The sequence below is a fragment of the Symplocastrum torsivum genome (genome assembly GCF_059505465.1).
In genome coordinates this window covers 24,695-47,745 of the sequence record NZ_JCACKQ010000020.1, presented here as the reverse complement: position 1 = coordinate 47,745, position 23,051 = coordinate 24,695, and the positions used below count along the sequence as shown (strand labels likewise).

Below are 23,051 nucleotides of genomic sequence, written 5' to 3'. Positions count from 1 at the left end.
AAAAAGATTTCTTTTCATAGAACAAGTCTAAAATCCAAAATCGAATGACTCTCACAGACCCTCGCCGTCAGAAGCAACTACGGCAGTTGATTCAAAAATTGGGATTACCTGAGCAATCTCCGGTGCAGTGGGAACTTCTTGACCTTGCCCTGACTCACCCTAGTATTTCTGCTGAAGCCAACTATGAGCAGTTAGAGTTTGTTGGTGATGCAGTGGTGCGGATAGCCGCATCAGAGTTGTTATTTGAAACCTATCCTGAAGCTTTAGTCGGTGAATTTGCGGCGATTCGCTCAGTTCTAGTGAGCGATCGCATTCTTGCCCAAATTGCTCAAAGCTACGGACTAGATCGTTACCTACTAGTTTCTAGTAGTGCTGCCAGTGACATGGCAGGTGAAACATCAAGGCTAGCTGATGCCTTTGAAGCCGTGTTAGGCGCACTTTATTTGAGTACCCACACTCTGGAACTTGTGCGTCCCTGGCTAGACTCTCACTTACAGCACTTAGCCACTGAAATTCGCAAAGACCCAGCCCGCCAGAATTATAAAGACGCTCTCCAGGAATGGACTCAAGCCCACTATAAACTACTTCCACAGTATCGTCTTAAAGAAACCAGCTCCGTGCATGGCGATACCGAACGATTTACGGCAGAAGTCTGGCTTCAAGACCGATACTTAGGTGAAGGAACAGGGAGATCAAAAAAAGCAGCAGAACAAGCAGCAGCGAAACAGGCGTTTTCAAAAGTGATGAGTGGGGAATAGGGAATTGGGGAAAGAAACTTTTTAATTTTTCGTTGTGTACGCCAGTTCATGCAGTCTCTTGCATAAACAACAGATAAAAGGGTGATAAGTACTACAGCTACCTAGCTTTAATTGACTTTTGCGAGAGGTCTAATGATCAGCAAGCGGCGAGCAATTAACTTAAAATCTTCATGAAAACGAGGATTGCCGTACTGGGAGTAGGTCATTGGGGCATCAACCTGCTGCGGAACTTCTTAGAACACCCTGATGCCTTGCTAGTGGCGGTGGTCGATCAAAACCCAGAACGTTTAGCAGTCTGCCAAGAACAGTTCAATCTGGATTCTGGTGTGGTTTTAGCAACGGATTGGCACGCTATCCCTAGAAGCATTGAGATTGAGGCAGTTGCGATCGCAACTCCAGCCAGTACCCATTACAGTCTGATTGCGGATGCTCTGCGGCAAGGTTACCACGTCCTAGCAGAAAAACCCTTAACTCTTGATGTCGCTGAGTGCTTGGAACTGTGCCACCTTGCTGAACAACAGCAGCGACAACTCATAGTTGACCATACCTATCTCTTTCACCCAGCGATTGAGCGTGGCAAAGAAGTTGTTCAGTCAGGAGGATTGGGAGAACTACGCTATGGCTATGCAACTCGCACCCATTTAGGACCAGTACGTCACGATGTAGACGCTCTTTGGGACTTAGCCATTCACGACCTAACAATTTTTAACACATGGTTAGGGCAGTTACCCATGAACGTACAAGCAACGGGTCGAACTTGGCTACAAAGAGGCAATGGAGAAGAAATCCCCCTATTCTCTCCCAAAAGTCTAGCTGACTTTGTACAGGTCACATTAACCTATCCGACTGGCTTCCAAGCCTTGATTCACCTATGTTGGCTCAACCCAGATAAACAACGGCGTCTTGGGGTTGTGGGGACACAAGGAACATTAATTTTTGATGAAATGCACGGCTTTACGCCCCTAATTCTCCATCATGGGCATTTGGAAGACAACGGCGATCGCTTTACTCCTCGCAATCAGTACTGTGAAGTACTCGACATCGAAGCCACTGAACCGCTGAGAGTAGTATGCGATCGCTTTCTTAAAACGATCCGCTCCAGTCAAGCCTCACCTGCTTCCTCTGGCTGGATTGGCGCCCAACTTGTCCAAATTTTGAGCTGTTTGTCACAATCCCTGCAACAGGGAGGACAGCCAGTCGTTGTTCCCCGGTTACTAGAACCTCACGATTGAGTAACAGCTCCATTGGAATCTGCTGAACTCATCGGTGTAACACCATTTAATCCCTGTGAGTCGCCTGTGAGCAACAGTGAAGGTTCAATTGTCGGCAAGCTAATCTCAACCGTAGTCCCTTGACCATCTCCCTCGCTCGACAGGGTAATCCTACCTCCCATCAGTTCTATTAAATTTCGTGAAATGGCTAGACCAAGCCCTGTACCACCACATTTACGAGTTGTTGAGCCATCAACCATCACAAAGGGACGAAAGAGTTTCTGTTGTTGAGTTGGGTCGATACCAATTCCCGTATCCTTCACAGTGACAAAAACTTGAGAGGAGGAAAGTTGGGAATTAGCGTAGTCATTACCATGATCAGTGTTTGTCGCTTTTGCTTTCTTCGCACTCAGATTGTACAAGGGGCGAGAACTTGGCGACAGATTGCCTGTTGACGACATCATCGGTTGTTCAGCGAGCGGCTCAATTCGTGTACTAATCGTAATGCTGCCAGCATCTGTAAACTTAACAGCATTGCTAACCACATTCAGTAACACTTGCTTGAGTTTCGCCGGGTCGGCACGCACAGGAATAATGTCATGCAAGTCTGTCGTGTTGAACTGGAGATTTTTCTCTTGAATTGGAACAGCTTGTAAATTAATCACTTCATTGAGCAACTTTCGTAAGTCAATCGGCTCCATTTCTACCGAGAGTTTACCTGCTTCAATTTTGGCAATGTCCAAAACATCATTAATAATGCCTAACAAGTGGATTGCCGCATCATCAGCACGTTGTAAAAAATCTAGTTCTTCTTCTTTATCATCACAAAAGCCATCACGTACTAGTCGCAGACAGCCAATAATTCCATTGAGCGGGGTTCTCAGTTCATGGGAGGTATTGGCAAGAAATTCATTCTTAAGCTGATTTGCAGTTTGTGCTTCTTTCCAGGCAGTTTCCAGTTCTTCTGCCCAATGTCTCAATCGCGAAATCATCCCCTCAAGAGCTTCGGATAATTGATTGAATTCGCGAATATTAAAATTACGAGGAATCTTTCCTGTAGAGTGTAGCTCTGAATCATTTAACGCATACTCTGTGAGTTTCTCCAATGGCATCGCTAAATCGTGAGCGATATAGTAAGTTGCCAACAGGCTGGCGGCAATTAGACAGCAGGTGAGGATGAAGAGAACTTGCTGAATATCTTTGAGACCTGCAAGGGCACTATCTATGTGAGTAACTGCTAAGATTGTCCACTTTTGGTTCTCTTCCCCTGTAACTGGACTGGTAATAGAAGTATAGCCAGCGAGCAATTCTACGTTATTTTGTTCAAAGAAAAACAGATGCTCAAAAGCTTGCTGACCTGCGATCGCTCTTGTGAGGACTCGCTGAAGTGGTTCTGCCTCTACCTCCTGCTCGATGTTGCGCCCCACTCGCTCTAGGGAGGGATGAGCAAGAATCATACCCGACTGGCTAATCACCACTGGATAGCCAGTCAATGAACCTGGTGGTGTTTCTTTTGGTTGTAGCAGAGCAGAATGGATACTTAAGGCATATTGGAGTTGATCGGCAGCATTATAGACTGGGACACTGAATACGAGTTTCAGTTGATTCTCGGCGTTGAGTTGATTGATGTTTCCTGTTTCAGAAGGTGGCTGGTCTTGAGGTAATAGTACCTTCACATCAACCTGAGAGCGAGTGATTGGTGTTGACCCTCGCTCCTGGAACCACAACGTTTCTGAAGATGGTTCTATGAATTGATTCCCACAGGTACTAGCAACAACGGCTTTAGTTTGAAGATTACTCAACTGCACACACTGGATTTGGTTCGGCAGTTGCTGAGCAAGTTCCTCGACAAATTTTTGATAGCCTACTGGTGACTGTGACTTGAAGACGACGCTTTCACTCGCGCTTATTAGGTTTGATTGGAGAGCGGCAATTATTTCTTGAATACTTTCGCCTTTTCTCGCAGCGCTTTCTGTGAGGTTTTGACCAGCAGTTTTCAGAAGCGTCGAGCGTGCTTTTCGGTAGGTCACATATACCCCCATAAGTAAGATGGGCACGCTCAGCAGCAAAAGGCGTGTCAACAGGATGCGGCGAAAGGAGGACTGACCTAGCTTAGCCATAGGACATCAGAGTGGAGGAATGAAGTAGAAAACCCAGCAACAATATAAATACAGTAGATGAGGGACTTATCCCAGAAGGGGGATGAAGATTGACTTGTTTCCTGCTGGGTTGATGGCAGCGTGAGAAGCGAATATTAGTACAGAATCGCTTCAGTGTCATCTTAAATTTTGGTAAACAGTGAGCCACTTGCCATTAAAACAGGCTTGAGGAGTATTCATGTCTATAGATCGTTGCTTTCATAGAACTCGTCTCCATCCTAAAACGGTTCAACATTCTTCTGGGTTCCAGAAGCTAATCTTCATTTTGAAGCTATACAATAAATCAACTGAATCTCCGGACTTCCAACCATTATCGTTTTTCTTTCCTAACTAAATAGCTATGCCTGACCACTCTGCTCTTCATCGACCTCATACGACGATGATTCTCGCCATGAGTGCCGATGGCAAAATTGCAGATGTAACGCGATCGCCTACCCGATTTTCGTCCAAGGCGGATCGGATACACCTGGAAAAACAAGTGGCCCTGGCTGATGGTGTTTTATTCGGTGCGGGGACGCTCCGCGCCTATGGCACGACCCTTGGTGTCTCAAATCCTGAATGGCTGCAACTCCGAAAACAGCGTGGAGTACCGCCGCAGCCAGTGCAGATTGTTTGCTCCCGTTTGGCTGAACTTGACCCGCAATTACGCTTCTTTCGCCAGGACGTACCTCGCTGGCTACTGACAACAGAAACTGGTGCTAAACGTTGGCAGGAACAAGAGTCAGCGGTCGTTGGAGCTTTTGAGCGAATTATTGTCGCTAATACATCTGAACAAGGGTTTGATTGGATCGATGCTTTCCAAAAACTAACACAGCTTGGTTTAGAACGCTTAGCTGTTCTAGGGGGCGGCGAATTAGTGGCGTCTTTGATGGCGGCTGATTTGATTGATGAATTTTGGCTGACCGTTTGCCCGTTGATTGTTGGCGGCATAGCGGCACCAACGCCTGTAGACGGGGAGGGATTTTCGATACCAGAGTTTCGGCACCTAGAGCTGTTAAACGTTCAAACGATTGAGCAAGAGGTATTTTTACACTATCGGATGCAACACGGTTCATAGTGCCTAGCTTTTTTTGGTAAAGATTAGTTAACCTAAAAGCAGTTTTTATCTTTGGAATTAGAGGCAAGCGCTGCTGCTGATGACGCGCTATTTTCACAAGTTTTTACCCTGGATTTCCCAAATGGTTCAACAATCCCAGCCTGAGTATTCCGTTACCTGGGTTAACCGATTCGCTGATATTCCCCAAACAGACTGGGATGCTTTTGCTCAACCCTTGAAGACACCGTTCTTGGAATGGGAGTGGTTGAATAATCTCGAAACATCGGGTAGTGCTACGGCAAAGACAGGGTGGTTACCCAATCACCTAACCGTTTGGCGAGATCGACAGCTAATTGCCGCAGCACCTTTATATATCAAAGGTCACAGTTACGGTGAGTTTGTTTTTGATCACCAGTGGGCAGATTTAGCTCAGCGTTTAGGCTTGCGCTACTACCCGAAAATGCTAGGGATGACACCGTTTACGCCAGCTACGGGTTATCGATTTTTGATCGCACCTGGAGAAGATGAGGATGAGTTGACGGAGTTGATGGTTGCGGCAATTGATCATTTCTGTGACAAGAACCGCATTTTGGGTTGTCACTTTCTCTTCGTTGACCCTGAGTGGCGACCTGTACTAGAGCGTCACGGTTTCACAAGCTGGTTGCACCACAGCTATATTTGGCAAAACAAAGGCTTTGGTAGCTTCGATGACTATTTGAGTGTCTTTAATGCCAATCAACGCCGCAATATCAAGCGGGAACGTAAAGCGGTGACAACGGCGGGACTGCGCCTCGAAACGCTTAAAGGTGAGGAGATTCCTAAATCCTTGTTTCCGACGATCTACAGCTTCTACAGCAGCACCTGCGATAAGTTTTATTGGGGGAGTAAGTATCTCACCCGCAAGTTTTTTGAGCAGTTGTATCCCAAGTACCGCGATCGCGTTTTATTAGTCGCGGCTTATCGGGAGGAGGATGACCGCCACCCAGTCGGATTATCCTTCTGTTTAACCAAGGGTGACCAACTCTATGGGCGCTATTGGGGTTGTTTCGAGGAGTTTGACTGCCTACATTTCGATGCCTGCTACTATGCGCCAATTGAATGGGCGATCGCTAATGGTATTCAGATGTTCGATCCGGGTGCAGGCGGACGGCACAAGAGGCGTCGTGGCTTTCCAGCAACACCTAATCACAGCTTGCATCGGTTCTACAATGGGCGACTCACCCAAATTTTGCGAAACTACATCGGTGAGGTAAATGCTATGGAACAGGAGGAGATTGACGCGATTAATCAGGATTTACCGTTTAGCAAGCGGGAAATCAACATCTGTATTCAGGAGTGATGAGGTTAACTGATTTGAGGTTTTTTTAGAAATGCCGCAGATTCAAAATCGACTGACGCTTGAAGAATTTCTAGCATTGCCAGAGTCGGATGTGACGTATGAATTAGTCGATGGTGAGGCAGTACCTAAGATGTCGCCGAAACGGTTTCATTCCAGAGTCACTGGTTCTCTATATACATTGCTGACCCAGTGGTGTCAGAACAGAGGCGAAGTAAATATAGAATGGGCAATTGCTTTAAAACGTAACGGTGAAGATTGGGTGCCTGTGCCAGATTTGACCTACGTTTCCTATCAGCGTCTCCCAGCAGATGTGATGGAGGATGAGGCTTGTCCCGTACCACCAGAGTTGGTAATTGAAATCATCTCACCTGGACAAACATTTGGACAATTAGCCGAGAAAGCAACAGATTACCTGGAAGCCGGAGTATTGAGGGTTTGGGTTGTCGATCCTCAGGCGAGAAGCATCACGGTTTTCTACCCAGATGCGCCACCACAAACCTATACTAAAGCTGCTCTTCTAACTGACTCACTATTGGATGGGCTAGAACTTACTCCCCAGCAAGTTTTTGGGGAAGCAAGGCTGCCTGACAAGTCTTGAAGAAGTAGTTATCAAAGTAATCAGATTTTCAATTTTGGTAATTTACAAATAATCTGAATCATTGCATTTCTGCCGCTGAGAATAAGCTAGGGTTTTTAGATTTTAAGTCTTCAAGTTGATTTTTTAGCCTTTGTATCTGCTGCTTTTTTCAGGCTTTACAAGTTCTTCTGAAGATAATGGTATAGCAAAAGGCAGAAGGCAGAGGGCAGAGGGCAGAAGGGTTTTTACTGGTATGTGGTCGTTAGTTTGACCCTCTCCTCTTCTTGTGCATATACGGTAGTGACTAAGGAGAGGGTTCAGGGTAGTACAAGAGCTTATTTTTCTGTTGTTAGTTAGCTCAATCAGGAATCACGGTATTCTCCAAACCCGCTTCCGCTGCTGGATATTGAGGATTCATAGCTTCAAGTGTGTCAGCAAGTGTACGGGCAATTACTAAGTTGCGGTACCACTTATTGTTAGCTGGTACAACATACCAAGGAGCATAGTCGGTTGAGCAGTTATTCATTGCTTCTTCAAACGCTAACTGGTAGTCATCCCACAAAAGTCGCTCTTGGATGTCATTACTAGAGAACTTCCAGCGCTTGTCTGGGTCTTCTAACCGACTTTCCAACCGCCGCTTTTGTTCGTCTTTGGAGATGTGGAGATAAAACTTGACTACCGTAATGTTATTGAAGGTGAGCATTTGCTCAAACTCATTAATCGTGTGGTAGCGCTTTCGCCAAACATCTTCTAGCACTAAATTCTTGACACGCACAATTAGGACATCTTCATAGTGGGAGCGGTTGAAGATAGTAATCATGCCGCGTTGGGGTGCACGATTGTGGTAGCGCCACAGAAAGTCGTGACTTGTCTCTTCGTCACTAGGCTTTTTAAACGACCAAACTTGACAACCCTGAGGATTAACGCCGCTAAATACGTTTTTAATCGTGCCATCCTTACCCCCGGTATCCATGGCTTGCAGGACAATTAGTAAACTGCGCTGATTTTCTGCATACAAACGCTGTTGTAGATTACTAATACGTTTTCGCTGGTTTTCAAGTTCTGCTTCAACGTCTTTCTTTTTCTTGTAGTGTTCAGAGGCATCGGGATCGAAGTTAGCTAGGGTAATCGGTTTTCCTGGTAGCACCCGATAGCTAGGGTAGTTGGGTTGAGGCGGTGGATTGTCCAAAATGACGTTTTCTGGTGCCGTCACTATAGCTGCTTTGGTTTCGGCTTTCGCTGCTGCTTGTTTAGTTTTCGGTGCTTCAGCTTCAGCTATTCCATCGACAGGCGTTGTCTTACTGTTTGATGAATTTTTTTGTTTGCTCATGATGTCTCCTGATAATTTGGATAATTAGCTCACAGCAAGCCCGTAGCCATCCCCAACGGCGGCAGAACTACCACAACGTCCTTCATCCAGGAACCTACTTCTGTTTTCATGGTAGAGCAAGCTTAATTTACCAAGACTCCCAGAGCCATCAGGTTTGGGAAATTTATGCCACTTGATAGATAAAGCTCAGCGTTGCCCAAGCATTCACATCCAGGGCATAGGTGTCGGAAACTGAGCTGATAGAGTCTGGCGCGTAGGACGACGTTGTTGCCATCTGCATGGCACTGGCTTTATGTAAGTCTTGCAGCACTGCCTGCACTACTTCCAAGGGGTTATATAAATCACCAATTCGATCTCCTTCTCCTTTAGGACGCTTTGCGGCTTCTAGTGCCACCACCGCTTTAGTGAAGGGAGCGCGACTGCAAATCAATTGAATTTCTGCAAGTCCGGCAGGGCCAGGGACAACCCAATCTGTATCAGCCGAAGATTGGGGTAACACGAGAGTTTCTCCGGGTGCGATTACTGCATTTTTTAGGGGTGGCTTATTTTCCGAGAATTGTGCTTCCTGAAAGGATTGAATTTTATAAAGAGCGATCGCACTGCTGCTAGTATCCAAACCAATTAGCATGAAATACACTGGGTACTCGCTATAGTTTTCGAGCCGATACTGAATGCGACTGCCAATCGGCAACGTTGGAACACTTCCCTCTGCCCAAGGGGTTGCTAAGTCAGGTGCCGTCTTTTTATCCACTAATGCCCTTAAACCCTTTCCCTCTCCTGCTTTTGGAGAATCACACAAAGGAGGACATTGTTTGGGTGATGAAACCGCCCGTAGTGTTTGTTGTTGCATCACCACAACTTGCTCTGGGGCAATCATTTCTATTGAGGCTCGGATGCCCAAACGGGACGACCCTTCATTAGCCGTTAGACGCAGCAATTTTGCCGCTAGCAATGTTTTCAGTTTTGGGATGAGCCGATTGACCGCTGACTTCACTGCCTCTCCAGCTTCCCCAGTTGTATTCTGAATCGGATTATGGGCAAGAGAAAATAGACCATAACCCTCTGCCCTGATTGAGGAATCATCACCATCTGTCGGAGTAGGGTCAGAATCAGTGTCTTGCGATGACGTTACCTTTCCGAATAAATAATCAGCAGGTTGTTCCCCCACAACTACCACCGAAGAGACAGAGGGAACGTTAGCAAAAGCACTCGTTGCATCCACCCGCTCAATTCGTTCGAGTGTTGCATCCAGGGCGATAGTAAGACCAAGATTGCGGGGTAACACCCGGACAGCTTCTTGAACCAACTGTCCAACCTGTAGTTGGGAATTATCAGCAATACTTTGGCTAATAATCCGCGCTCTTGCTGTGAGACCCTCTTTTGAGCGAACTAGGAGTTGTGGAGGTTTGGCAGAAGCTAGGGGGGTGAAATTTCCCTGTTCTTTGTTATCTTCAGCCTCCGAAGGGAGCGATGCGATCGCGTTTTGACGAGACAAGGTAAATAAAGAATTAGCACCGTAGTACTCTAAGACAGTCGCAGGTAAGCCAGCTAGCCACAACTGAACGCTCCTACCACTCTCTTCAACAGCCGTCACGACACCATCTGCGCCAATGCTAGGGTCAGGTGGCAGATAATACGCCAGCAAGGGCTGATGAATACGTTCTTGAGTAATAAGTTGAGGCTGCTGCTCTTTACCGACTAGCTGATTGACCATCCCAGCCGCACGACTCAGGCTAATTTGAACCGTCGTTGCAGGTGCAGCTTGCCACAGATACTGAGTTAGAGCGTAGGTAAATAAGCCAGCACTGAAGCCATTCCACTGCGCCTCAGCAGCGGGTTGGCTTGGACCAGCAGCGGCGAGAACAATCCCTGGTTGTTGATTTTGGCTTTTGGGCTTCTTGAGTTGTTTCCAGGATGTATTGAGACGGCTTAGAAGTTGTTCTTGAAAAGCAAGTTCTGCCGGAGAGGGACTATCTGCCGGAGGATTAGGGCAAGAGCGCACGCGAAGATTGCCTTGAAGGACACTCTCAGTCTCATTATGGCTGGTATCCAATACTGTAGTAACGTGGTCGGTAGCAAGCGATCGCAGTAGCAAAACCAGTGTTTCTTCGAGCAAATCGTTAGCAGTTGCTACTCCTTTGGTTGCCAGGAGGCTATCGACTGGTACTAAGCTGTTTACTTCATAAGCAACAGGTAAGCCAGATTCTTCCTCTTGCCTCTCGCCTCGTACCTCATACCTAGGCGAAGCCATCTTGACGCGACTCCCATAGCCGCTGAAGTGGAAGACTACCACATCACCCGCTTTGGCTTGCTCAGTCAGATGCTCAATAAAGGCAGTTTCAATATTCTCCCTGGTTGCTTGGATATCCGTCAGTGTTAAGATATCGCTGGCGTTGAAGCCAAAGCGATGAATCAGGAGTTCCCGTTGCAGCTCCACATCTGTGACACAACCACCCAACGCTGTGCCACGAGGATATTGGTTAATTCCCACAAGTAGCGCTAACTTCCGACCACCTGATTGAGCCAGTGCCTGAAAATAGCGATCGAACAGAGGCAGTGCTAAGCTTTTATCACCCAAGAGTGATAGCACCGTTTCACTGATACCTAGTGATACTAGTGCTAATCCAGCCCGTTGCAGAAAAGTACGCCGATCAAGTCCCATATCACCTATCAGCTATTAGCTATCAGCTATCAGCCTACCAGGAATGTCGATTTTGTAATTTGCATTATCTTAGAGAGGTTGATAAGCAATTCAAAATTCAAAAATTCAAACTACAAAACCTAATAGTACCAGGCTTTTTAGCAACCTTCAAAATATATAGCAAAAGGCAGAAGGCTCCAGGGTAGAAGGCAGAACTATAACTTGAATCACATCCGTTGTGCGAAGTTGCACTGTGTTGTACCAAAGTGATGACAGCTAAGGAAAGAGAAAAGGAATGAATTGCTCCTTTCCCCTTTAACCGAATGGGACTTAGTTAAGGGAGATGAGGGAGGTGAGGGAGTAATTTCTGCCCTACCTTCTCCACTATTTCCCCCATACTTCAGCACAGTACTTGCTCAAATCTCATACGTCGTGATATTCATAGCCCTAGCTAATTCTGCCGCCACTTCAGGTCGTGAAAATTCCGCAGGTGGTAATTCGCCCCGACGCAACATCTCCCGCACTTTTGTCCCGGACAGATGAATTCGCTCCTCTGGGACACTAGGACTAGTCTTCGTTGTTGCCATCTGCTGGGTGCGCTTGCAGTAAAATGCATGTTCAAACTTCATTGGCACAATACCCAGTTCCTCTGGCTCAAACTCATCAAAGATATGCTGAGCATCATAAGTCCCGTAATAGTCACCGACACCCGCATGGTCGCGCCCGACAATGAAGTTAGTACAGCCGTAATTCTTGCGAATTAGGGCGTGAAAAATCGCTTCTCTAGGGCCGGCATAGCGCATCGCGGCTGGATTGATTGCCAGAATCACTCGGCTTTCTGGGAAGTATCGCTCCCGCATAATCTCGTAGCAACGCATCCGTACCTCAGCCGGGATGTCGTCGCTTTTCGTTTCCCCAACTAGGGGATGAAGAAACAGACCATCGACAGTTTCCAGCGCACACTTGATGATGTACTCATGTGCGCGGTGGATGGGATTGCGGGTTTGGAAGCCAACAATTGTTTTCCAACCCTTCTCTTGAAACAGTACACGGGACTTAGCGGGGTCGATTTGATAATCAGGAAACAAGGGATGGGGGTCACGATGCAGTAACCAGACAGAACCTGCTAGATTAATGTCTCCGTAGTTATAGAGTACCTTGACACCAGGGTGTGCTTCGTCATCTGTGCGGTAAACATTAACCGCCTCATGAATTTTGTCATAGCGATACTTCTGAGTCAGCTCTAAAACACCCACAAAACGACCGTTGGTGTCGTCCAAACGAATCAAGCTGCCTTCTTTTAAGGGCTTGGCAATTTCTTCTTCCACCGAAAGCGTTACCGGGATTGACCAAGGCAAACCGTTAGCTAGACGCATCTGGTTTACTACTGATTCATAGTCAGCTTGCTCCATGAAGCCAGTAAGCGGACTTAATGCTCCGATCGCAATCATTTGTAAATCAGAGGTTGCCCGTTTAGTAAGCTGTACTCTGGGTAGGAAGTCGGCTTTCTCTAAAAATTCATGCCGCTGATTGTGTGTAGCAATGCGGTTAACTAATTGACCGCCGTGGGGAGCGATGCCCTCTGGATGATGACTCAAAATAACCCTCTTTCTGTGTTAACTGCAACTCCTTGAAATTAACTCAGTTTGATAACTTTTCGTCCAAATTGTGTAAGGAGATTTATCATAGATCGTCTAAAAGAGAGAAGACAAGGGAGATTTTTCTTCCTTGTCTCCCATGTCCTCATTCCCAACTCCCTCTTCAAAACCGCTCAATGATTCCGCCACCCAGTACAATATCGCCGTCATATAAAACAGCGGCTTGTCCTGGAGTGATGCTGAACTGTGGTTCGTCGAAGACTAGTTTCATCCGATCGCCTTCTAGGGGAATCACATTGGCAGGAACAGCCGGAGAACGGTAGCGGATTTGTGCAGAGGCACGGATGGGAGCCGTAGGTGCACTAATCGATACCCAGTTGACTCGTCCTACTGTACATTCTGACTGAGTAGCACAAGTGCGATCGCCTACTATAACCCGATTGCGTCCGGCATCCAACCCAATCACATACAAAGGTTCAGCAGCAGCAATTCCTAAGCCCTTACGCTGCCCAATTGTATAGTGGTGAATGCCTTGATGCTGACCCAAGACCTTCCCGTCCGCATCAACAATATCACCTGTGGTTTGGGAAATATACTTGTCCAGAAATGTCCGCATTGAACCGTGCGACTCTACTAAGCACAAGTCTTGACTTTCTGGCTTATCTGCTGTCTTGAGCTTGTACTCGGCTGCTAGCTGTCGCGTTTCGGTTTTCTTGAGTTCTCCCAAGGGAAATATTGAGCCAGCGAGTAAGTCTTGCGTCAAGTCATATAGAAAGTAAGACTGGTCTTTTGTCAAGTCCACTGCCCTACGCAATTGATAGCGATCGCTTGCCGCATCATAAGTAATCCGGGCATAGTGACCTGTAGCAATCTTGTCAATCCCTAATTGCTCACGGGCATACTTAATCATTGGCCCAAACTTCACCGTCTTGTTGCACGCAGAGCAAGGCAATGGTGTAATTCCTGCTTCATAACCCGTAACCAAATAATCAATAATATGATGCTGAAAGACCTCACGACTATCAACAATATGATGGGGAACGCCGAGTTGTTCACAAATAAACGCTGCATCGACCATCCCCTCAGAGCAACACTGACCCTTTCCTTTCATTAACCAAAGGGTCAGACCAACAACTTCGTATCCTTGATGATGCAGGGTGGCGGCAGCAACGGAACTATCAACGCCACCAGAGAGGCCGACAACGACTCTATTCATGAAATCTAAACGTAACACGTTTGAAACATACTGCCTCTTCTAGGCTAACATCCACAAAGTATAGACGTGTTAAGCAAGTCAAAAGTTAAAAGTCACGCATTGAAAGGAGTTCAAAATTGAGGCGTTCAACATTAACAAACACTTTAGTTTCAGGGTTGCCGATTTTACTGGTTGGAAGTTGGCTTATCGCTTTTCAATCGACCACGGCTGCCCAGCAACGTCTGCCAGACCCTCGAATCTTTGATGAGTTACCGCCACCAAGCTCTTCACCCATTCCATCATTTAATACGCCGAGTTCCCCTCCAGCTTTTCCGGATGCGCGTCCGGAACGTGAGTTAGATTTTCGCGCACCTAACCGACCGATTCCATCTAGAACACCAACCTCGACGTTAAGTCTCTATCGAGTTGATATTTTTGGGGATAGTCCTTTGCTTTTATCACAAGTTCAACGCATTGAACCGGATGCCTTTGTTCGACAGGATGAGGGCATCATTCAAGCTGGGGTATTCGCTGATGAATTTAATGCCCAGTCTCGTGTCCGTGAGTTGGAATCTCAAGGGTTTCGGGCGCGAGTTACCCCGATTACTGCTGGTACTGGTGCAGTGAATCCAGGAAGACAAATTAGCGATCGCAACACACGGGAACGTCGCCTAGATCAGTCATATTTCGTTGTCATTCCCGGAGACGCACGGGAATTACCAGATATTGCTGCTCAAGTTGTTCAGTTGGGTATTAGACGAGGTGCAGTCACACAACGAGAATCCCCAAGGGGGCCACACGTTGCCGTTGGACCATTTGGCGAACGGGGAGATGCCGACCGATGGAGTAGTTATTTCCGGTCAGTTGGGATGGATGCACGAGTTTATTTCGGACAATAAACCTTTCTCTACCAAGGACTACCAACTACTGTAAAAGCCGCCCAGTAGTAGGGGTGCGAAAAGTTCTGGTTCTCAATTTTTGCTAGTGCTGGTGGTAGAGGAATACGTCCTCCAGAACTGTTTAACTGACCATCTATCAGGCTCACTTGCCCGTTGAGAAGCGCAAGCTGAGCTTGGCGGAGGGCTTCGGCTTTAATGGGTGCTGTTTTCAAATCCCGATAAAATTCTGTCATCAGCGCTAAAGTTCCTTCATCGCTGACATTCCACAAACTTGCGATCGCTGATTTTACACTTGTCTGAACCGCTAACCCAGCAAAGCCTAATTCAGCTTGTTCATCTCCTATCGCCGTTTTACAAGCACTCAGCACTAACAACTCTACAGATGGGTTGTTCCACTGCAACTGCTTCATCTGCTCAAGTGTCAGCTTTTTGTCCCAAAACTGAACGTAGGAGTTACTCGGTACTCCAGACTCAAAAGAGGCATGAGTCGCTAGGTGAATAATTTTGAAGGGCTGTTGTTGGCGTTGCAACTCTAGATTAGCCAGCGTGAATTCTTGGTTGAGGAAGAATTCACCCTGCCATAGCTTGTTCGTGATAGTCGATAACTCGACAGGTACAGCGGGTAAGGAGGCTTCCTCCCTAAATTCTGATGCACCCATTGCTAGAACTTGAGAATTTTCTAGATGAGCGTAGTTTGTATCGATCAGGTTAAAGGCAGGAATACGGGCAAAGCTATACTTCTCCACCAGAAACTGTTGCCCATCATGTAAAGCTGCCACTGGCATAGTACGCAATCCCGGTCCTAGGCAGAAGAGTAGCGTATCTATGTTTTGAGCTTCGAGTTCTGCCTCTAGGGGAGCAATCATCCACTGATAGAGTTGCTGGGCAGGTGCAAGATAGCGGTTCGTCTTCCTCCGAGCAGGGCTTACAATCGAGTTTGTAAACTCTTGCACTTGCTGAAGTAATGCTTCCTTGTTCGCTGCCGAGATGCGCTGGTGAATGGGTTCGCCCTCTGGAGTAACTAATACAAGTTCCAGGTGTTGCGGTTGAGGAACGATGTAGATGAGGGCAGGTTTTTTTCCAGTTTGAGTTGCAATTTTGCTTAGAGTATCTGCGGCTTGCTCGACTGTCCTGGGGTGGTTGGGAAAGTTTCTCCCAAAATAAGCTTCAAATTTTTTTACCCAGTTGTGTTCAATGAGGAGTACCGCCTCAGCAATTTTTCCTCGGTCAAGAGTCCTTTGTATATCGGAGGTCTGAGCCGCTTGTGCAAGAAGGGTAGGACTTTGAGCAAGAGAACGATTACCAACCTTGTTGGGAGTTGAGATAAGTGTTTGTGCCCGTACTGATTCTGTATTAACGTTTCCGGCAAGATGTAGGACGGCTAGCAACACACTAATGCGACCAATTACTGATTTCATTGCTGCTTACTCCTTAAAGGAGGTGCCTAGAAAGAACGGGATGAGCAACACTATCTTCCTCTAGAGCTACTACCAAAGGCATCAACCGTTGTGAGGATCTATCCCTAGGGAGAAGGAATGCTAAGTAGTTTTGCCCTGCGATGAGGTACTGATAGCCAAGAAAACGCGATCGCTATCCCTGAGTTTCCAGATAAAAAGCGCTCTATAGTAAAGTGGTTTTTGAAAGAAATTCTCATAAAGATTTTATAGATAGCCTTGGAGTGGGTGCCAAAGCACCCTCATCTCCAATTACAGGGCTGAATAGTCATGGAAAAACCCACTCGATATCCAGCCTCTACCGCCCCTGTAAATCTCGCACGTCAGTTGGTGGGGCAAGTTGTGCGTCCTAATGGTTGGACTGTTCTGGTTATCGCGATCGCATTTCTCATCTCAACACCCGTACTATTTGTCTTGAGCAACATCTTTGTTGACTCTAGGGAGATTTGGCAGCACTTAGCCCAGACAGTATTAGCACGTTACATTCTCAACTCACTCTGGTTGATGATTGGTGTCGGATGCGGTGTTTTAGTCATTGGTGTAGGAACAGCCTGGTTGGTAACCATGTGCCGATACCCTGGAAGTCGCCTATTTGAATGGGCGCTATTACTTCCCCTCGCTGCACCTGCCTATGTTCTGGCTTACACCTACACAGACTTTTTAGAATTCTCTGGACCAGTGCAGACAGCGCTGCGTAGTTTGTTCGGTTGGAGTTATGGAGACTACTGGTTTCCGAATATTCGCTCGGTCGGGGGTGCGATCGCGATGCTGACCTTGGTACTGTATCCCTATGTCTATCTGCTGGCGCGTGTTGCCTTTTTAGAGCAGTCAGTCTGTACCTTAGAAGCGAGTCGAAGCCTCGGCTGTGGCCCTTGGCGCAGTTTTGCAACCGTTGCCTTACCCCTGGCACGTCCGGCAATTATGGCCGGTTTGGCGCTGGCGCTAATGGAAACCCTAAATGACTTTGGGACGGTGCAGTATTTCGGCGTTGATACCTTTACCACTGGTATCTACCGCACTTGGTTTGGGATGGGTGAACGAGAAGCCGCTGCACAACTGGCAGCCTTTCTCTTGTTATTTATCCTCTGGCTAATTTTGCTTGAGCGTTGGTCACGTCGTCAGCGTCGCTACTATCAATCCACCAGCCGTTACCGCCAACTACCAAGCTACCAACTACGGGGAATACGGGCTATCGCTGCGGGCTTTGCTTGCTTGGTGCCAGTGAGTCTTGGCTTTGGGCTACCTGCTGCCATCTTACTAGAAATGACTCTCAAGAATGCCTCGACTACTTTGGATGACCGTTTTTGGGGCTTTGCTCGAAATAGTTTCATTCTTGCGGTTATTACTGCTGGGTTAGGAGTTGCGATCGCGATTGTAATTGCCTACGGGTTACGACTGCGGTCTAATATGGCGATGCGGTTTGCTGCCCGGATTGCCTCAATGGGTTATGCTATTCCGGGTTCGGTGATTGCGGTTGGCATCCTCATTCCAATTGGGAAACTTGATAATGCGATCGACGCTTGGATGCGGGCAAATTTTGGAATCTCAACAGGCTTACTCCTAAGCGGTACTATTACTGCTTTGGTGTTTGCTTATCTAGTACGTTTCCTCGCCGTCTCCTTCAGCACCGTTGAGGCAAGTCTTGGAAAAATCAAGCCGAGTTTGGATGATGCCGCGAGATCGCTGGGTCACAGTCCTGCAAGTACCTTGGTTAAAGTGCATACACCAATGATGTGGGGTGGATTGCTAACAGCAGCAATGCTGGTTTTTGTGGATGTGATGAAGGAGTTACCAGCAACCTTAATTATTCGACCCTTCAACTTTGACACGTTAGCCGTGCGAGTCTACAATTTAGCGTCCGATGAGCGACTGACCGAAGCAGCAGGACCAGCATTAGCGATCGTTGTTGTCGGGATTATTCCGGTCATTCTTTTAAGTTTGAGAATTGCTGAATCTCGAACTCATCAAACCAATAGCTGAATCATGAAACGAAACCACTTTTATCTATTACTTTTGTTCCTCACTCTTGCAAGCTGTGGAGGACAAGGAAGCGAACTGGAAAAATCCACAGCACGATTAAAAGAAACAAAAAGTTGTCCAGGTTGTGAAATTAATGAGGCTGACCTTAATAGTGCTGACCTAGTTAGTGCTGATCTCAGCAGTGCAAAGCTTAACAACACCAATCTCAGTAGTGCAAAGCTCAACAACGCAAATCTCAGTGGTGCTTTTTTAGATAGCGCCAAGCTTGATGGTGCTGACCTCAGTGGTGCTAACCTCAGTGGCGCAGGCTTAGCATCAGCAAATCTCACTGGGGCAAATCTTACTGGGGCAAATCTTAGTAAGGCTTACCTGAGAGGTGCTGATTTAAGTGGTTCTATTCTCAATAATGCCAATCTGAAGGATGCTGACCTAAGTGAGGCAAAAATTGAAGGGGCAAAGCTTGATGGAGCGAATCTTAGTGGGGCAATTATGCCTGATGGCTCAGTTAAAAAATAACGCTGCCACGGTTCACCACGCAAATGAGACAAGCTGAATTCAAAAAAGTTGAAGAGCCTTAAAATTTCTGTAACCTTATTATAAAAACGAAGAATAAACCTATGCAATTAGAAGACTATTTCAACTTTCTCGCCCCCAACGACATCCGACTCAAAGGTTCGCGCATCGGCATAGAAACTATTTTGTACGAATACATCTATCGCGCCCGAACTCCTGAAGAAATTGCCAACATTTACACATCCCTCACTTTAGAACAAGTCTATGCCACTATTCTCTATTACCTGCACAACAAAGAAGCGGTGAGCAAATACATCGCAGACTGGCTGGAGTGGGGGCGAAAAATGCGAGAAGAACAACGCCGCAACCCTTCTCCCGCCATTCAAAGATTAATGAAAATCAAAGCCGCTAGAAAAGCTCTCGAACAAGCTGAACAAATGGAAAAATGGGCAATTTGAAGTGTAGTGGCAGTCATTTCACCTCATCCTCCCTCTACTCTGAGTTGCCATCCGTCATTATTTGAGGATAGCACTGAGGAATCATTCAAGAAGCTGTCAGCCAGTAATGCCCATGAAAGTGGCGCACCCCTTTAGAGGTACGCCTTATTTGCCTGAAACAGTAGAGATGTTTTGCCGCAACGTCTCTACTTCCAACCAGCGCGATCCATTAGTTGGAGTGCTTCTGGATTATTCTTGCCAAAAGTGGCTGCATTGGTTGCATCCGATTTGAACTTACCAAAAGCGTCGATAACAGGGTCTACAGGAACACCTTCTACAACTGGGTATTCGTTATTACCTTTGGCAAACATTTCTTGAACTTCTGGACTGACTAGATGTTCTAAGAACTTAATTGCGCCTTCCTTGTTAGGGGCAGTCTTCACCACACCACCACCACTGATATTGACGTGGGTGCCGCGATCGCGTTGATTGGGGAAGAACACACCAATTTTTTCGGCAGCCGCCTTCTCCGCAGCATCATCTGATTTCATCAGACGAGCGAGGTAGTAGGTATTTGCGATCGCAATATCGCCAACGCCATCCGCCACGGCTTTAATTTGAGCCGTATCATTGCCTTCTGGTGGTCTTGCGAAGTTGGCGACCATCCCACGGGCCCATTGTTCAGTTGGCTGAGCACCCAAAGACTCAATCATTGAACCAACAAGTGATTGGTTGTAAATATTGCTAGACGAGCGTACTAGGATTTTGCCCTTCCACTGTGGCTCAGTCAATGCCTCGTAGGTTGATAGCTGTGACGGGTTAACTCTGTCTTTGTTGTACATAATGACACGCGCCCGCTTCGAGAGTCCATACCAGGAGCCATCAGGGTCGCGAAGGCTCGCCGGAACAGCCGAGTTCAGCACTTGCGAAGAAATAGGCTGCAAGATACCTTCTTCCTTCGCCCGCCAGAGACGCCCCGCATCAACCGTGATGAACACGTCCGCCGGACTGTTTGCGCCTTCGCTTTTGATCCGTTCAATTAATTGATCGGCTTCCGCTTCCACCAGATTGACTTTAATGCCTGTCTTTTGGGTAAAGCTTTCGTACAACGCATTATCCGTGTCGTAGTGACGTGCCGAATAAAGGTTGATGACAGGTTGCTGAGCGACTACGGGACTTGGATGACTAAAGTGCCCTACTACCACGGCAATCAACGCTGTGATTGTCGCTAGTAAGAAGCGTCTAGTGATTTTCATCATCAATAAGGTTTTCTCGTGTTTAACTGTCTTACTGAGTAGATGCTGATACAGTCATCTACCTCGGTGTATTGTACTGCTAATGCGATTAATTCTTGATAGTTAACTGCAATTACTTATCGACCTTAAGGGAAATTTACTACCTTAACCCTTGGTACTAATTAATACTTTTTGTCAATCTTTCTAGCTTAATTAATAAAACTTCCAGCAAAGCGATCGCGTCTGGGAAGACCTTAGTGAGAGTTGCAGCGAGTTCGCTTTCGCTAAAACATCCAAATATAGCAGTTGCATTGGCGACTCCTAACTCTCGCCAAATACTGAAATCAAGACCCGTCAATATGCATCCCTTCTGCCCTCTGCCTTTTGCTATAACTCCCCTTGCGAATTAGCCGCAGGTTGTGCAATACTCCTTTAACCAATTTAAAATACGCTAACTCGATCGAATTACTGGGGTTTGTGGATAAATTCCAGTTTTATTGGTCTAAGGGGTCTGCTGTGGCGGTACCCAAGGGTTTTCCATGCACACTTGTATTGCTCACTGAGGGAGTAGCAAAAATGGCAACGGCAACCAAAACTTATAAGTTAGAAGGGCAAATTCTGGAAGCTTGCTCTTGTAATGCTCCCTGTCCCTGTTGGATTGGGGATGATCCAGATGGAGGCGCTTGTGATAGCTTTGTCGCCTACCACGTTGAGAAAGGCGAGATTTTGGGAATTGATGTGTCGGGGTTAACCTTGGTCAAGATTGTCTACATTCCAGGGAATGTCTTGGCTGGGAACTGGCGTGCTGTTGTTTATGTGGATGCTAAGGGAACACCAGAACAGCAACAGGCGTTGATAAAGGTTTTCAATGGGGAATTAGAGGGTGCGATCGCAGATGTCGCAAAATTGGTGAGTGATGTGCTAGATGTGCGAATTGCCCCAATTGAGTACGACATTCAAGAAGGACGAGGGACAATCAAAATTGGCGATGTCTTAGTGAGCGAAATGGAACCCTATCGAGGACCAGACGGCAAGCCAACCAAAATGATTGATAGCATCTTCAGTACGATTCCCGGTTCTCCCGCCTACATTGCAAAAGCCTCAGTACATCGGGTAAACATACCAGAATTTAATCTCACCTGGGAATACAACGGTCGAAATGCAATCCAAGGTCTATTCCAGTTTGAGGAATAGGCACCATGTTAGGAAAACCATCAGAGGTGGAACCTGCTTCAAGGTTGCCAGCATTGAGCAATGTTTTCAACAATGACGTAGCAATCCTTTGGGGAGTAATCCTCGTGGCTTGGGTTCTTACACTTCTAGCGGCTGCCACAGGACAAGAGCATCTTCTGCACCACAATGCACTGATTGAGCATAATCCCTTACCGTTCCCACTAAAGTTACTACTTTTTCTAGCGGCTTGGCAGGTCATGACAACTGCAATGATGTTGCCAAGTACCTTACCACTGGTGCGTTTATTTGTGAGAGCGAGTCGCGAACAACCTCAGCCTCGCTTAGTGTTGCTGACATTTTTGGGTGCATATATAGCCATTTGGACAGGATTTGCCATTGTTGCCTTTGTTGGAGATATGGGATTGCATTGGCTGCTGCATCACTGGTTTTGGCTACATCAGCATCCTTGGATGATTGCGGGTTCTACCCTACTGCTAGCTGGGGGATTTCAGTTTAGTGGCTTGAAAGAGCAATGTTTAAAAGCCTGTCGCCACCCTTTAAGTTTTCTCACCCACCACTATCAGCGAGGGTTACAAGGCGCGTGGAACTTAGGCACTCGTCACGGTTTGTATTGTTTGGGTTGTTGTTGGGCATTGATGCTGGTGATGTTTGCGGTTGGAGTCGGGCATTTCACTTGGATGGTTGTCCTGACAGCCGTGATGACACTAGAGCGGACGTGGAAGCGTGGAGGTGAGCTTGTCCCAGTGATTGGTGTTGTCTTTTTGGTATGGGGAGTGCTGGTATTGCTTCATCCCAATTGGTTGCCAGATTTGTTAGGAGGTCATGCTTAGATGAGCGCAGTTCATGAAGAAGTCTTAGCAGCAAATCAAGCTTACGCTGAAAGCTTTGGTGAAAAAGCGCAGTTACCAATGCCACCCGGACGACACTTTACGATTCTCACCTGTATGGATGCCCGTCTTGACCCTGCTAAGTTTGCGGGACTCGCTGAAGGGGATGCTCATGTGATTCGTAATGCGGGTGGACGTGCTAGCGATGATGCGATTCGCTCGCTAGTCATTTCCTACAAGTTGCTCGGTACCAAAGAATGGTTTGTCATTCATCACACCGATTGTGGGATGGAAACCTTCACAGACCAGATTATGCGGGGTTTGCTGGCAAGCAGCTTAAAGACAGCATCAATCGATAAGAACGGTTGGCATGACTCCAGTGATGGTTCAGGATCAACTGAGGGTGAATTTATTGATTGGTTGACGATTGGTGACCAAGCCAAAAGCGTTTGTGCAGATGTACAGCGTATTCGCTCCCATCCCTTAGTTCCTAGCTCAATTCCTATTTACGGCTACCTCTATGACGTTAAAACTGGACGATTAATTGAGGTTCCAGACGCAACAGAAATTGGCAAAGCCTTGTAAGCGGTAATACTTTTAAAAGCCACTCCACTCTAAGTCTGATTGCCGAGCTTTTAAGTAACGCTAATCGCGTTGCTTCTTCTCTT

The 23,051-nt window shown here is 46.8% G+C and carries 20 protein-coding genes; 12 read left to right on the top strand and 8 right to left on the bottom strand.

Annotated features, from left to right (window positions below; genetic code table 11):
• Positions 1–44 precede the first annotated feature (44 nt).
• Together rnc and AC5JL3_RS07150 are read left to right on the top strand one after the other, a co-directional pair.
• Positions 45–758, top strand: coding sequence for a ribonuclease III (rnc, locus tag AC5JL3_RS07155; RefSeq protein ID WP_496073823.1), 714 nt, complete (start codon positions 45–47; stop codon positions 756–758).
• Positions 759–928: 170 nt separating this feature from the next.
• Positions 929–1,990, top strand: coding sequence for a Gfo/Idh/MocA family protein (locus tag AC5JL3_RS07150; protein WP_496073822.1), 1,062 nt, complete (start codon positions 929–931; stop codon positions 1,988–1,990).
• Here the strand turns inward: AC5JL3_RS07150 and AC5JL3_RS07145 are convergent.
• Positions 1,981–3,999: a sensor histidine kinase gene (locus AC5JL3_RS07145; protein ID WP_496073821.1), complete on the bottom strand. Its 2,019-nt coding sequence runs from the start codon at positions 3,997–3,999 to the stop codon at positions 1,981–1,983. The genes AC5JL3_RS07150 and AC5JL3_RS07145 overlap by 10 nt on opposite strands.
• A gap of 469 nt (positions 4,000–4,468) precedes the next feature.
• Here AC5JL3_RS07145 and AC5JL3_RS07140 point away from each other — a divergent pair, with 469 nt between their 5' ends.
• The 3 genes from AC5JL3_RS07140 (at position 4,469) to AC5JL3_RS07130 (ending at position 7,101) form a co-directional block, all read left to right on the top strand.
• Positions 4,469–5,185 (top strand): RibD family protein, encoded by a 717-nt coding sequence (locus AC5JL3_RS07140; RefSeq protein WP_496073820.1) that lies wholly within the window; start codon positions 4,469–4,471, stop codon positions 5,183–5,185.
• Between the two features lie 121 nt (positions 5,186–5,306).
• Positions 5,307–6,503, top strand: a complete 1,197-nt coding sequence (locus tag AC5JL3_RS07135) for a GNAT family N-acetyltransferase (protein WP_496073819.1) — start codon at positions 5,307–5,309, stop codon at positions 6,501–6,503.
• Between the two features lie 31 nt (positions 6,504–6,534).
• Complete coding sequence (locus tag AC5JL3_RS07130) at positions 6,535–7,101, top strand: Uma2 family endonuclease (protein ID WP_496073818.1); 567 nt, start codon at positions 6,535–6,537, stop codon at positions 7,099–7,101.
• A gap of 337 nt (positions 7,102–7,438) precedes the next feature.
• On the opposite strand, the gene AC5JL3_RS07125 is transcribed toward AC5JL3_RS07130, so the two are convergent.
• The 4 genes from AC5JL3_RS07125 to mnmA form a co-directional block, all read right to left on the bottom strand.
• Entirely contained in the window at positions 7,439–8,410 is a 972-nt protein-coding gene (locus AC5JL3_RS07125) for a polyphosphate kinase 2 family protein (RefSeq protein WP_496073817.1), read from the bottom strand.
• A 163-nt stretch (positions 8,411–8,573) separates the two neighbouring features.
• Positions 8,574–11,072: a caspase family protein gene (locus AC5JL3_RS07120; RefSeq protein ID WP_496073816.1), complete on the bottom strand. Its 2,499-nt coding sequence runs from the start codon at positions 11,070–11,072 to the stop codon at positions 8,574–8,576.
• A 395-nt stretch (positions 11,073–11,467) separates the two neighbouring features.
• Positions 11,468–12,649 carry a sulfate adenylyltransferase gene (gene sat / locus AC5JL3_RS07115; RefSeq protein ID WP_496073815.1) on the bottom strand — a complete coding sequence of 394 codons (1,182 nt, stop codon included), beginning with the start codon at positions 12,647–12,649 and terminating at the stop codon, positions 11,468–11,470.
• A gap of 163 nt (positions 12,650–12,812) precedes the next feature.
• Positions 12,813–13,883 carry a tRNA 2-thiouridine(34) synthase MnmA gene (mnmA, locus tag AC5JL3_RS07110; protein WP_496073814.1) on the bottom strand — a complete coding sequence of 357 codons (1,071 nt, stop codon included), beginning with the start codon at positions 13,881–13,883 and terminating at the stop codon, positions 12,813–12,815.
• A gap of 98 nt (positions 13,884–13,981) precedes the next feature.
• On the opposite strand from mnmA, the gene AC5JL3_RS07105 reads away from it, so the two are divergent.
• Positions 13,982–14,743, top strand: coding sequence for an SPOR domain-containing protein (locus AC5JL3_RS07105; RefSeq protein ID WP_496073813.1), 762 nt, complete (start codon positions 13,982–13,984; stop codon positions 14,741–14,743).
• An 8-nt stretch (positions 14,744–14,751) separates the two neighbouring features.
• Here the strand turns inward: AC5JL3_RS07105 and AC5JL3_RS07100 are convergent, their stop codons facing one another.
• On the bottom strand, positions 14,752–16,161 hold the full coding sequence (locus AC5JL3_RS07100; protein ID WP_496073812.1) for a CHAT domain-containing protein: 1,410 nt from the start codon (positions 16,159–16,161) through the stop codon (positions 14,752–14,754).
• Between the two features lie 306 nt (positions 16,162–16,467).
• On the opposite strand from AC5JL3_RS07100, the gene AC5JL3_RS07095 reads away from it, so the two are divergent.
• The 3 genes from AC5JL3_RS07095 (at position 16,468) to AC5JL3_RS07085 (ending at position 19,148) form a co-directional block, all read left to right on the top strand.
• A complete protein-coding gene (locus AC5JL3_RS07095) occupies positions 16,468–18,177 on the top strand; it encodes an ABC transporter permease (protein WP_496073811.1) in 1,710 nt (569 codons plus the stop codon).
• Positions 18,178–18,180: 3 nt separating this feature from the next.
• Positions 18,181–18,693, top strand: coding sequence for a pentapeptide repeat-containing protein (locus AC5JL3_RS07090; RefSeq protein WP_496073810.1), 513 nt, complete (start codon positions 18,181–18,183; stop codon positions 18,691–18,693).
• A 101-nt stretch (positions 18,694–18,794) separates the two neighbouring features.
• Entirely contained in the window at positions 18,795–19,148 is a 354-nt protein-coding gene (locus tag AC5JL3_RS07085; RefSeq protein WP_496073809.1) for a DUF433 domain-containing protein, read from the top strand.
• A gap of 185 nt (positions 19,149–19,333) precedes the next feature.
• On the opposite strand, the gene AC5JL3_RS07080 is transcribed toward AC5JL3_RS07085, so the two are convergent.
• Positions 19,334–20,383, bottom strand: coding sequence for a Fe(3+) ABC transporter substrate-binding protein (locus tag AC5JL3_RS07080; protein ID WP_496073844.1), 1,050 nt, complete (start codon positions 20,381–20,383; stop codon positions 19,334–19,336).
• A gap of 157 nt (positions 20,384–20,540) precedes the next feature.
• Positions 20,541–20,720: a hypothetical protein gene (locus tag AC5JL3_RS07075; RefSeq protein ID WP_496073808.1), complete on the bottom strand. Its 180-nt coding sequence runs from the start codon at positions 20,718–20,720 to the stop codon at positions 20,541–20,543.
• Between the two features lie 218 nt (positions 20,721–20,938).
• Between AC5JL3_RS07075 and AC5JL3_RS07070 the strand changes: the two genes are divergently transcribed.
• The 3 genes from AC5JL3_RS07070 to AC5JL3_RS07060 are packed head-to-tail and all read left to right on the top strand — an operon-like array spanning position 20,939 to position 22,968.
• Positions 20,939–21,556 carry a DUF1326 domain-containing protein gene (locus tag AC5JL3_RS07070; RefSeq protein ID WP_496073807.1) on the top strand — a complete coding sequence of 206 codons (618 nt, stop codon included), beginning with the start codon at positions 20,939–20,941 and terminating at the stop codon, positions 21,554–21,556.
• A 5-nt stretch (positions 21,557–21,561) separates the two neighbouring features.
• Positions 21,562–22,386, top strand: a complete 825-nt coding sequence (locus AC5JL3_RS07065; RefSeq protein WP_496073806.1) for a DUF2182 domain-containing protein — start codon at positions 21,562–21,564, stop codon at positions 22,384–22,386.
• Complete coding sequence (locus AC5JL3_RS07060; RefSeq protein WP_496073805.1) at positions 22,387–22,968, top strand: beta-class carbonic anhydrase; 582 nt, start codon at positions 22,387–22,389, stop codon at positions 22,966–22,968.
• Positions 22,969–23,051 lie beyond the last annotated feature (83 nt).